At 62.9% G+C, this 10718-nt stretch carries 12 protein-coding genes; 3 read left to right on the plus strand and 9 right to left on the minus strand.

The window, feature by feature from the left end:
* The 3 genes from VN004_RS09400 to VN004_RS09410 all read right to left on the minus strand — a co-directional run.
* Positions 1-1071: TRAP transporter permease (locus VN004_RS09400; protein WP_325609266.1), on the minus strand; the 1071-nt coding region annotated here is incomplete at its 3' end.
* Between the two features lie 10 nt (positions 1072-1081).
* Positions 1082-1603, minus strand: a complete 522-nt coding sequence (locus VN004_RS09405) for a TRAP transporter small permease (protein WP_325609268.1) — start codon at positions 1601-1603, stop codon at positions 1082-1084.
* A gap of 118 nt (positions 1604-1721) precedes the next feature.
* The gene (locus tag VN004_RS09410) at positions 1722-2747 is read right to left on the minus strand and encodes a TRAP transporter substrate-binding protein (protein WP_325609270.1); all 1026 of its coding nucleotides are present in this window, start codon (positions 2745-2747) and stop codon (positions 1722-1724) included.
* 151 nt (positions 2748-2898) lie between these two features.
* Here VN004_RS09410 and VN004_RS09415 point away from each other — a divergent pair, with 151 nt between their 5' ends.
* Positions 2899-3402: a MarR family transcriptional regulator gene (locus VN004_RS09415; protein WP_325609272.1), complete on the plus strand. Its 504-nt coding sequence runs from the start codon at positions 2899-2901 to the stop codon at positions 3400-3402.
* Positions 3403-3414: 12 nt separating this feature from the next.
* Here the strand turns inward: VN004_RS09415 and VN004_RS09420 are convergent, their stop codons facing one another.
* The 6 genes from VN004_RS09420 to VN004_RS09445 form a co-directional block, all read right to left on the minus strand.
* Positions 3415-3840, minus strand: coding sequence for a thioesterase family protein (locus VN004_RS09420; protein WP_325609274.1), 426 nt, complete (start codon positions 3838-3840; stop codon positions 3415-3417).
* A gap of 124 nt (positions 3841-3964) precedes the next feature.
* A complete protein-coding gene (locus VN004_RS09425; RefSeq protein ID WP_325609276.1) occupies positions 3965-4726 on the minus strand; it encodes an SDR family NAD(P)-dependent oxidoreductase in 762 nt (253 codons plus the stop codon).
* A gap of 99 nt (positions 4727-4825) precedes the next feature.
* A complete protein-coding gene (locus VN004_RS09430) occupies positions 4826-6082 on the minus strand; it encodes a thiolase family protein (RefSeq protein WP_325609278.1) in 1257 nt (418 codons plus the stop codon).
* 1 nt (position 6083) lies between these two features.
* Positions 6084-7970: a feruloyl-CoA synthase gene (locus VN004_RS09435; protein WP_325609280.1), complete on the minus strand. Its 1887-nt coding sequence runs from the start codon at positions 7968-7970 to the stop codon at positions 6084-6086.
* 32 nt (positions 7971-8002) lie between these two features.
* Positions 8003-8809: a crotonase/enoyl-CoA hydratase family protein gene (locus VN004_RS09440; RefSeq protein WP_325609282.1), complete on the minus strand. Its 807-nt coding sequence runs from the start codon at positions 8807-8809 to the stop codon at positions 8003-8005.
* A 172-nt stretch (positions 8810-8981) separates the two neighbouring features.
* Entirely contained in the window at positions 8982-9437 is a 456-nt protein-coding gene (locus VN004_RS09445; protein ID WP_325609284.1) for a DUF3237 domain-containing protein, read from the minus strand.
* 125 nt (positions 9438-9562) lie between these two features.
* On the opposite strand from VN004_RS09445, the gene VN004_RS09450 reads away from it, so the two are divergent.
* Together VN004_RS09450 and VN004_RS09455 are read left to right on the plus strand one after the other, a co-directional pair.
* Positions 9563-10423 (plus strand): CoA transferase subunit A, encoded by an 861-nt coding sequence (locus VN004_RS09450; protein WP_325609286.1) that lies wholly within the window; start codon positions 9563-9565, stop codon positions 10421-10423.
* A gap of 5 nt (positions 10424-10428) precedes the next feature.
* A partial coding sequence (locus tag VN004_RS09455) for a CoA-transferase (protein WP_325609288.1) occupies positions 10429-10718 on the plus strand: 290 nt, incomplete at its 3' end.

Raw genomic sequence — 10718 nt, forward strand, 5'->3', positions numbered from 1 at the left:
CATCTGCTTGATCAGCGGGAAGATGATCGGAACCGTGAGGATCACGATCGCCAGCGCATCCATCAGGCAGCCCAGCAGGAGATACATGATCAGGATCAGCGTCAGCACGCCGTAATTGCCGATGCCGAGCCCGGTCAGGAAAGCGGTCACTTTCTGGGGGGTCTGGGTGATGGTCAGGAAATAGCCGAACAGCAAAGCGCCGATCAGGATGGTGAACACGGCCGCGGTGGTGCGAGTGGTTTCCAGGAGGCATTGCAGCGTCTGCTTCCAGGACAGCCGCCGGCGCGCCAGTCCGATGATATAGGCGCCGCCCGCGCCTGCGCCCGCCGCCTCGGTCGCGGTGAAGATGCCGCCATAGAGGCCGCCGATCACGAACCCGAACAGAAGGAGCGTTGCCCACACGTGCTTCAGCGCATCGATGCGCTCGCTCCAGTTCGCCTTCGGACCGGACGGCAGAAAACCCGGCCGGGCCCAGCCGATGATCGAGACCGTCGCGGCATACATGAACACCGCGAGAATGCCGGGGATGACGCCGGCGATGAACAATTTGCCGATATCCTGCTCGGTGATGATGCCGTAGATCGCGAGCACCGTGGACGGCGGGATCATGATCCCGAGCGTGCCGCCGGCGGCGATGACGCCGGCCGAGAAGCTCTCCGGATAATTGAAGCGGCGCATCTCCGGATAGGCGACGCGCGAGAACGTCGCCGCCGTCGCGACCGATGAGCCGCAGATCGCGGCGAACCCGCCGCAAGCCAGAATGGTCGCGATGCCGAGCCCGCCGCGCAGATGCCCGATGAAGGCGTTGGCGGCGCGGAACAGTTCGCGGCTCATGCCCGAACTGGTGGCAAAGGAGCCCATCAGCAGGAACAGCGGCACGACGGCATAATTGAAGTCGGTCACCGTCCGCATCGTGGTGTGACCGACGATCTTCAAGGCCGGCGTCATCGAGGTGAGATAGCCGAAACCTGTGACACCCACGAGGCCGAGCGCCATGCCGATCGGCACGCGCAACAGCATCAGCGTGAAGAGCGAGACGAACCCGATTACGGCGACTGCATCGGTAGACATCGGAACTCTCTCACTCGCCCGATTTCGACGCTTCGTCGACCGGCGTTATCAACTCGGGATGAAAAATCAGCCGATAGGTGCGAACCGCGATCAGCAGCACCGCGGCGACGTCGCCGATCCAGGCGATGGCGAAGAACGGCCAGACCGGGATGCGCATGTCGAAGGTCTGGACGTTGGCCGAATAGGTGGTCGAGACCTTGTCGAACAGGGTGTAGGTCTGCACCGTGACGACGAACAGCAGGACCAGCGTGGCGAATACGTCGATGACGCGCTGCCAGTATTTGCTGGCGTTGGCCCAAAGCAGGTCGACGGTGATGTGCGTACCGCGATAGCTCGTCGCGGCGATGCCCCAGAAGATCAGGATGCCGAGCAGGAGCTGGCCGAAGTCATAGGCGTCCGGAATGGTGTAACCGAAAAAGTAGCGCAGCAGCACCGACACGAAGACGTCGAAGGCCACGAGACCGATGAAGAATGCGGCGATCCATTCGATCGAATCGATGAATCCGTCCATCCATCGTGTTGCTCTGCTCATCCCCCACCCCGCGGCGCCGCATAAACAGCGCGTAAATTTCTTGGTCTTTTTGGCATGACGGCGGGAGAAACCTTTCCCCCGCCGTCAACGTGCATTTCAGCCTGCCTTTCGGGCGCGATCAATAGGCCGAGTTGAACTTCGCAAGCGAGTCCTTCAGCTCTTTCATGACGGCGTCCGGGTCGTTGCCGGCCTTTTTCACATTGTCTGCCCACTGCTTCTGCAGCGGCTCGGCGGCCTTCTTCCACTCCGCGAGCTGGTCCGGGGTCAGCGGGTAGACTTCGTGGCCAGCCGCCTTCAGCTTGTCGATACCGGCATGTTCATAATCTGCCCACGGCGTTGCGACGCGCAGGGCCCACTCGTTGGTGCAATGGTCGTCGATGACCTTCTTCTGCGCCGCCGAGAGCTGGTTGTAGGTCGTCGGGCTGAACACGAAGGCGAAGGTCGTCGCATAGAGCGGCGCATCGATGTGATATTTCGTGACCTTGTCGATGCCGAACAGCGGCACGGAACCCCACGGGAAGGTCACCGCTTCCGCCACGCCCTTCTCGAGGATGTCGCGGACTTCCGGGGCGCTCGACTGCACGTTCGAGCCGCCGAGCAGCGACACGAACTGCGCCATCGTCGCATGCGCCGGACGGATCTTCATGCCTTTGACGTCGCCGGGCACAGTGATCTTCTTCTTCACGGAGTGGAAGGAGCCGGGATCGGGGAAGAAGGCGAGGCAGAACTTGACGTCCTTCATCTCCTTCGCCGCGTATTTGCGGTACCAGGCATCGAGCGCCTGCGAACCGCCCTTGGCATTGGTGACGAGGAACGGCAATTCGCCGGCGCCGATGATCGGGAACCGGCCCGGCTGATAGCCCGGATTGATGTAGGTGAGATCGGCGATGCCGTCGCGCGCCATGTCGTAATGGTCGAAGGCCTTGCCGAGCTGCTGGGACGGGTAAACCTTGAACTTGAGCGTTCCGCCCGACGCCTTTTCGACCGAGGACCCCCAGTCCTCAAGGGCCTTCTGCAGGGGGTGGGTCGGCGGCACCCAGTGGGCAAGCTTCAATTCGAACGTCTTGTCCTGCGCATGGGCAGGCTGGACGAGCGCGAGAGCGGCCGCAGCGGCGATTGAGCAAGTGATTGAAGTACGAGTCATTCTGGATTTTCTCTCCCTTGATCGGCGACTTGAGCGTATTCGCCCGAGCCCTTCGCATCTGCGAAGGGCTTTTCCGACATTGTAGGCGAGAATAGTTGGATATAAAACAATTTTCCGGCCGGTCTTTTGACCCATTGATGGGGGGAACGCGGTGGCGCGCGACACGGTCACCCTGCGTAACACTGAGAACAGCACTACGTCCCGGAATGGAGCGGACGACTCCCTCGATTTCGGTCCGTTCGACGACTGGATCGGCTTTCATCTGCGCATGGCGCAGATCGCTTCGTTTCAGTCCTTCGCGCGGCACGCTCAATCGGTCGGTCTCAGTCCCGGCCGCTTCGCCGCATTGATTCTGATCGATCGCAACCCCGGCATCAGCCAGACAGCGCTGGCGCGCGCGATCGGCAGCGATAAATCCACCCTCACGCCGGTCCTAGAAAGCCTGGTGAAGCGCGGCCTGATCAGTCGGGTTCGGACCAGCAGCGACCGGCGCTCGTATCAGCTTTCACTCACCGACGCGGGCCGCAAGACGATGCGCGCCATGCACGAATGCGCCAAACGTCACGAAAGCGAACTCGACATGATCGTCGGACCGCGCGAGCGCGCTCAGTTCATCAAGACGCTTCGGAAGATTTCGACGGTGCTCGGGTCTTGAGCCCGGCCGACGTCAGAATTCACCGCGGAAACGCGCGGCCAGCTCTTCCGGAAGTGGATGCGATTTGATCTTCGTTCGGTCATTCGGGTCGCGCTTGACCCAGGCGCGCGTTTCCTGCCCCTCGACCGCGACCACGTTATTCTTGCGGATCTGGTGCTTGATCTCGAAGCTCGATCGGCCGACGCGCGTAAAGGTCGATTGAATGACCACATCGTCGCCGAAGCGGGTCGGCACGATGAACTTGGCCTGGGTCGCGACCAGAGGATAGCCGTCGAAATCGTACCGTTTCAGCAACTCCGCCTTGCTGACGCCCGAGGCCGCCGTGATCAGCATCGTGACGGAGTGGTCGAACATCGCGAAATAGCGCGGATAGAAGATGATTCCGGCGGGATCGCAATCGCCCCACTCGATCCTGACGCTACGGCTGTTGCTCAGCATTCTCTTTTATCCGGACATCAAGGCCGCTCGTCCCGGCGAAAGCGGGTTCCAGACCGGAACGTGCTGGAGTCCCGCTTCCGCGGAAAAAGCGGAGTTTGTATTCGCGCCTCGCTTACCAAACCGGTCAGCGCGGCGCCATCCGTAGCGCACCGTCGATGCGGATGGTTTCGCCGTTCATGTAGCCGTTGCGCACAATGAACAAAGCGAGGTCGGCATATTCCTCGGGCCGGCCGAGCCGCGGCGGGAAGGGGACGGACGCGCCGAGGCTCTTCTGCGCCTCTTCGGGGAGCGCCGCGAGCATCGGCGTATGGAAGATGCCGGGTGCGATGGTCATCACGCGGATGCCGAACTGGGCGAATTCGCGCGCCGCCGGCATGGTCAGCGCCACAACGCCGCCTTTCGAGGACGAATAGGCCGCTTGCCCGATCTGCCCCTCGAATGCCGCGACCGAGGCGGTCGAGATGATGACCCCGCGCTCGCCGCCGTCGAGCGGCTCGGCCTTCGACAGCGCCGCCGCGAACAGCCGCATCATGTTGAAGGTGCCGATCAGGTTGATCTCGATCACCTTTTTGTAGTCGGCGAGCGGCATCGGGCCGTCGCGCCCGACGATCCGCTTGGGCGGACCGACGCCGGCGCAATTTACCAGCACGCGGCCGACGCCGTATTTCTTCTGCACCTCGGAGAGCGCGTCGGTCGCGCTTTGCTCGTCGGTGACATCGCATTTCACCGCGATGGCGCCGAGTTTGTCCGCGGTCTGTTGCGCGGCGGCGAGATTGACGTCGAGCAGGGCGATCTTCGCGCCGGCATTGGCGAAAGCCTGCGCGGTCGCGGCGCCCAGTCCCGAAGCGCCGCCGGTGATGATGGCGACCTGTCCCTTGATGTCCATGCGTTTGCCTCGCTCTCTCCTCCGCTCATTCCCGCGAAAGCGGGAATCCAGTCTTCTGTCGTGCTGGGTCCCCGCTGGCGCGGGGACGAACGGAAAACATTAGTTCTTTGCCGCGTCCGGATTCTCGATCAGCATCGCGATGCCCTGACCGCCGCCGATGCAGGCCGACGAGATGCCGTAGCGAAGGCCCTTGCGCTTGAGTTCGCGCGCCAACGTCGTGGTGATGCGGATGCCGGTCGCCCCGAGCGGGTGGCCGATCGCGATGGCGCCGCCATTGACGTTGAGCTTGTCCTCATCGATTCCAAGTTCGCGCGCGCAAGCCATCACCTGCGCCCCGAACGCCTCATTGATTTCGATGCGATCGATGTCGGAGAGCTTGAGCCCGGCGCGTTCCAGCACCGCCTTGATCGCCGGGACCGGCCCGATGCCCATCACCTCGGGCGGCACGCCGACGGCGGCCGATGCGACAATGCGAGCGAGCGGCTTCTTGCCGTTCTTCTTCAGATAGGCCGAGTTCGCGACCAGTGCGGCCGCGGCGCCATCGACGATCGCCGAGGAATTGCCGCCGGTCTGGACGCCGCCAAAGGCCGGCGGGATTTTCGACAAGGCGTCGACGGGGGATGGCCGGATATGGGTGTCGGCCTTCACTTCGGGCGCCTTGCGCGACAGCTTGATGCCGCGCGGCTCATAGCCTTCAAGTTCGAAGGTCTCGGTCGTGACGGGAACGATCTCGCCATCGAGGAAACCGTCCTTCTGCGCGGCAAGCGCGCGGTCGAAGGAGCGCGAGGCAAATTCGTCCACTTCCTGGCGGGTGATCTGATATTGCCGCGCGAGATTTTCCGCGGTGTCGCCCATCGTCACCTTCGCAGCGGGATCGAGCAACGCCTCCCAGAGAAAATCCTTGAACTCGACCTGCCCCAGCCGGAACCCGCCACGCGCGGTGTAGGAAGCAACCGGATTGCGGCTCATCGATTCGGTGCCGACGCAAAGCGCGAGATCGGCGCGGCCCAGCGAGACCGAGTCGGCGCCCTGCGACAGCACCTCGATGCCGGTACCGCAGACGCGCTGAACATGGTGCGCCGGTGTGTCGATCGGCGCGCCCGAGTAGAGAGCGACGTGGCGCGGCAGACAGAAAACGTCGAAGCTCGCCTGCGCCATGTTGCCGGTGATGACCGTGTCGATGTCTTCGCCCTTGGCGCCGGCGCGCTTGAGCACCTCGCGGCCCACCTTGATGCCGAGATCGGTCGGCGAGATCGCGGCGAGGGCGCCGTTGTAATCGGCGAATGGCGTGCGAACGCCTTCGACAAGCCACGCGTCGGTGAAGGTTGCGCCGATGCCAGGCGTTTTTGCGGACATGTCAGGCCTTTTTGTCGATGGTGATGACCCGCGAAGACGGCGGATCGGAATACATCTCGTCCACCAGCGCCTTGCGATGGCTCAAGACCGCACGCTGATTGATCGAGCCCTTGTCGGTGATTTCACCGACATCGAGGGATGGCGGCTCCGCCAGCAGCACCGCGCGCAAGACGCGATTGGATGAGCCGGTCGAGGCTTTCGCGAAACTGGTGAGGAGTTCGCGGAATTTGGCTTTCACACCGGGATGCTCGAGCACATCGGCGGCAGGCGCATCCTTCGGCAGATCGCCCGCGAACCCGCGCAGCGCATCCACGTCCGGGATCACCAAAACGCCGATATAGTCGCGATCGGCGCCGCCGATCACCACGTCGCGCACATACGGCGCGAAATGCGAGATGAAGGCCGCGCGCAGCGGGCCGACGCTCACCCATGTGCCGGTGCCGAGCTTGAAGTCCTCGGCAATGCGGCCGTCGAACAGGAGTCCCTGGATCGGGTTGTTCTCGTCCTCGAATTTCAGCGCATCGCCGATCTTGTAAAAGCCCTCTTCGTCGAAAGCCTTTTCAGTGAGGTCCGGCTGGCGCCAATAGCCTGGCGTGATGTGCGGGCCCTTGAAGCGCGCTTCCAGCTTGTCGCCGGACGGAACGAGTTTCAGGATCGAGCCGCGCGCCGGCAGGCCCATATTGACGCCCTGCGCGCTCTCCCACATTCGGCTCATCGCGAAAGGCGCCGTCTCGGTCGAGCCGAGACCGGTCAGGAAGAGAACACGCTCGCCCGACGTCTGCACCGCAAGCTGCTGATATTCGTCGTAGACGTGCTGGGCGATGGCCGCGCCTGCGTACCACAGCACTTTCAGCCGGCTGAAAAAGTTGCGGCGAAGCTGTTCGTCCGTGCGGAAGAACGGCAGCAGCGCCTCGAAGCCTTTCGGCACGTTGAAATACCAGGTCGGCGCAACGTCCTTCAGGTTGCGTACGGTATGCTCGATCAGGCCCGGCAGCGGCTTGCCTTCGTCGATGTAGAAGGTGCCGCCATTATAGAGCACGAGGCCAACGTCATGATTGCCGCCGGCCGTGTGATGCCACGGTGCCCAGTCGAGGATCGTCGGCGGCTCGTCCTGCAGATATTGCAGCGCCGAGCGCACCATGATCTGGTTCGAACACCACATGCGCTGCGTGTTGATCACCGCCTTCGGCATCCCGGTCGAACCGGACGTGAACAGGAATTTCGCGATGGTGTCCGGCCCAACCTTGTCGTGAGCGTCCTCGACCGCATCGGTCGGGACGGTCGCGGCGAGATCGTCGAAGGACATTGATTTGCGTCCCGCGACCGGATTGCGGGTGACAACGAGTTCGATGTTCTCCGGCACGATGGCCTCAATCGCCTTGGCATATTGCTGGCCGTCGCAGGCGAACACCAGGCCGGGCGTGAGCAACTCGAAAATGTAGCGCAGCTTGCCGAAATCGGACGAGATCAGCGAATAGGCCGGCGAGATCGGCGCATAGGGGATGCCGACATAGAGGCATCCGAGCGCCAGCATCGCGTGTTCGAGATCGTTGCCGGACAGGATTGCAACCGGGCGCTCCGCCGACAGGTCGCGCGACAGCAACGCCTGCCCGATGCATTTGGCATATTGCAGCGCCTGCGCGTAGGTAATGTGACGCCATTCTCCATTCGCATCGCGCCCCGCCATGAAGGTGCGGTCGGGAGCATGCTCAGCCCAATAGACCAGGCGGTCGGTGATCCGCGGCGGATAGTCGTCAAGCGGATAGCGCGAGCGGATCAGCAAGGTGCCGTCCGGGCGCCGCTCGATATCGATGTCCGGCTTTTCGAGCTTGACCGGCCGCACCGGAGCCGGCGCTGCGGAATGCTGAGCCTGGGACGCTTGCGCCATCACATCTATTCCTGCCCTGCGCGGCGCTTCTTTTATGAGCCCTTGTGCAGAGCCTTCGGCGCCCGTTTCTCCAGAAAGTCCTTCAGCCGCGCCTGCGCTTCCTCGCTGCCGGAGGAAATCGCAGCCATCAGCGCTTCCATCATATAACCACCCGGGCGGTCGATGTCCGCAATTCGCGGCAAGGCATGCATCACCGCGTAATTCGTCATCGGGGTGTTGGCTGCGACCCGTTTCGCGAGCTCGATTCCCTTGTCGAGGCCCGTACCGTTATCGACCAGATAGTGGGACAGGCCCATCGCCAGCCCCTCTTCGGCGCCGTAGGTGCGGCCGGTGAGCATCATGTCCATCATGCGGGACGCGCCGATCAGCCGCGGGATCCGGACCGAACCGCCGCCGCCGACGTAAATGCCGCGCACGCCCTCCGGCAGCGCGTAATATGTGGACTTTTCCGCCACCCGCACGTGGCAGGCCGATGCCAGTTCGAGGCCGCCGCCCACCACTGCACCGTGCAGCACAGCGATCACCGGCACCTTGCCGAATTCGAATTGATCGAACACCCGGTGCCAGTTGCGGGAGTGATGCACAGACTCGACCGTGCCGCGGACGGTGAGTTCCGAAAGGTCGAGGCCGGCGGAGAAATGGTCGCCATCGCCGGACAGCACGACGGCGCGGATGTCGGACGGCAGGCCGTTGAAATAGGCCTCGATGCCCAAAACCAGCGTGTCGTTGAGCGCGTTTCGCTTTTCCGGACGCGACAGGCGCAGGAACCCGATCTCGCCATCGCGCTCGGCGGTGACGGAAGCGGGCAGGTTCGGAATGTCGAGCTTGGTCCTTGGCATCGGTCCCCGAGACGGCCTGTCCGGCCTTGGTCTAAATTGTTGTCGTTGACAACAAATTCCCGAAAACCCGGCCGGGGTCAATCCCCATCCTTGCAGGTATGGATCAAAACAGCGCGTTTTGATGGGCTTTCCTGCCCAACGCGACCCCGGCCCGCCGGCGGCAGCGATGGAATCAAAGCACTTCGTAAACGTCGAGTTTCACCGCGTTTTTGTCCCGCTGCCCACGGGCGATGGCGATCACCCGGTTCAGCCAGTCGAGCTCCCGGTCTCCGGTCTCGAACCGCATGCAGGTCCTAAAATAATACAGCGACGGGTCGACCGCCTCGCCGGTGAGAAGGCGCGCCAGGACCTCGGGCGGTCCGTGGCGAATGCCCTCGCTGGACACCAGGATCAGGGCCCCGCTGTCGCTGCGGATCGTGTAGCGGGCCTCCACATGGGCGGCACCGTCGGCGCGGATGAACTGCCAGTCCGCGCCGCCCGGCAGAATCTGGCCGGTGACCTTGCCGGTCACGGTGCCGCCAAGGATGTTGATGACGCGGCGCTCCCCAATCGGGGTGGGGCCGAATTGCAGGATGTCGGCGAGTTCGGCATTCACGCGCAGGATCGGTTCGGACGAGATCAGGGTCATGTCAGATGTGTCTCTAAAACATTGGACTTCGGACGCATTCCTTGGCATTTGACCCCCCGAAACGCGCTCCGTAAATTGAAAAATGAAAGGTTGCGTGGCCTGCCGCGCACGAGGAATCGTTCGATATGTCGCGTGTTATGTCTCTGCAAGAAGCCGTGTCATCGACCATCAAGGATGGCGATACAGTTTCGATGGAAGGCTTCACCCATCTGATCCCCCATGCCGTGGGGCACGAAATCATTCGTCAAGGCAAGAAGCACCTGACGCTTCTGCGCATGACCCCGGATCTGATCTACGATCAGATGATCGGCATGGGCTGCGCCGACAAGATTATCTTTTCATGGGGCGGCAATCCGGGCGTCGGCTCGTTGCACCGGCTCCGTGATGCGGTCGAGAACGGCTGGCCCAACAAGATCGAGATCGTCGAACATTCACACGCCGCGATGGCCAATGCCTATGCGGCCGGCGCCGCCGGTCTGCCCTTCGCGGTGTTCCGCGGTTACATCGGCACCGACCTGCCGAAGGTGAATCCGCAGATCAAGTTCATGGAGTGCCCTTATACGGGCGAACGGCTGGCCACCGTGCCCTCCCATCGGCCGGATGTTGCGGTGATCCACGCCTTGCGCGCCGACAAGGAAGGCAATGTCCTGCTTGAAGGCATTCTCGGCGTGCAGAAGGAAGCAGTGCTCGCGGCGAAGAAGTCGATCGTGACGGTGGAAGAGGTGGTCGACGACTTCGGACCACGAAACCTGAATGCGGTCATCCTTCCGAGCTGGACCGTCGGTGCGATCTCGGTGGTGCCGGGCGGCGCATTCCCCTCCTATGCGCAGGGCTATTACAAGCGCTTCAACGCCTTCTACAAGGAATGGGATGGCATCGCGCGCGATCGCGACACCTTCCTCGCCTGGATGAAGGAGAATGTGCTGAACAAGGGCCCCGAAGATTTCGCGCGCCATGTTGAAGGCCTGCGCACGGCGGCGGAGTGATTGCGATGAATTACAAGCCGAATGAGATGATGACCATCGCCGCGGCGCGCGCACTGAAGAATGACGACGTGACCTTCGTCGGCATCGGCATGCCCTCGGCGGCGTCCAACCTCGCGCGCCTCACCCATGCTCCGGACATCACGCTGATCTACGAGTCCGGCACGCTCGCGACCAAGCCAAGCGTGCTGCCGCTTTCCATCGGCGACGGTGAATTGTGCGAGACCGCGCTGACCACGGTGTCGGTGCCGGAGATGTTCCGCTACTGGCTGCAGGGCGGACGCATCACCGTCGGCTT

The organism is Pseudorhodoplanes sp. (assembly GCF_035565855.1).
Taxonomy (GTDB): domain Bacteria; phylum Pseudomonadota; class Alphaproteobacteria; order Rhizobiales; family Xanthobacteraceae; genus Pseudorhodoplanes.

Excerpts from the sequence above, each read along its gene's own strand:
- VN004_RS09430 (WP_325609278.1), bottom strand. The coding sequence starts at position 6,082 with ATGTCCGCAAAAACGCCTGGCATCGGCGCAACCTTCACCGACGCGTGG.
- VN004_RS09420 (WP_325609274.1), bottom strand. The coding sequence starts at position 3,840 with ATGCTGAGCAACAGCCGTAGCGTCAGGATCGAGTGGGGCGATTGCGAT.
- VN004_RS09435 (WP_325609280.1), bottom strand. The coding sequence starts at position 7,970 with ATGGCGCAAGCGTCCCAGGCTCAGCATTCCGCAGCGCCGGCTCCGGTG.
- VN004_RS09405 (WP_325609268.1), bottom strand. The coding sequence starts at position 1,603 with ATGAGCAGAGCAACACGATGGATGGACGGATTCATCGATTCGATCGAA.
- VN004_RS09450 (WP_325609286.1), top strand. The coding sequence starts at position 9,563 with ATGTCGCGTGTTATGTCTCTGCAAGAAGCCGTGTCATCGACCATCAAG.
- VN004_RS09425 (WP_325609276.1), bottom strand. The coding sequence starts at position 4,726 with ATGGACATCAAGGGACAGGTCGCCATCATCACCGGCGGCGCTTCGGGA.
- VN004_RS09410 (WP_325609270.1), bottom strand. The coding sequence starts at position 2,747 with ATGACTCGTACTTCAATCACTTGCTCAATCGCCGCTGCGGCCGCTCTC.
- VN004_RS09440 (WP_325609282.1), bottom strand. The coding sequence starts at position 8,809 with ATGCCAAGGACCAAGCTCGACATTCCGAACCTGCCCGCTTCCGTCACC.
- VN004_RS09445 (WP_325609284.1), bottom strand. The coding sequence starts at position 9,437 with ATGACCCTGATCTCGTCCGAACCGATCCTGCGCGTGAATGCCGAACTC.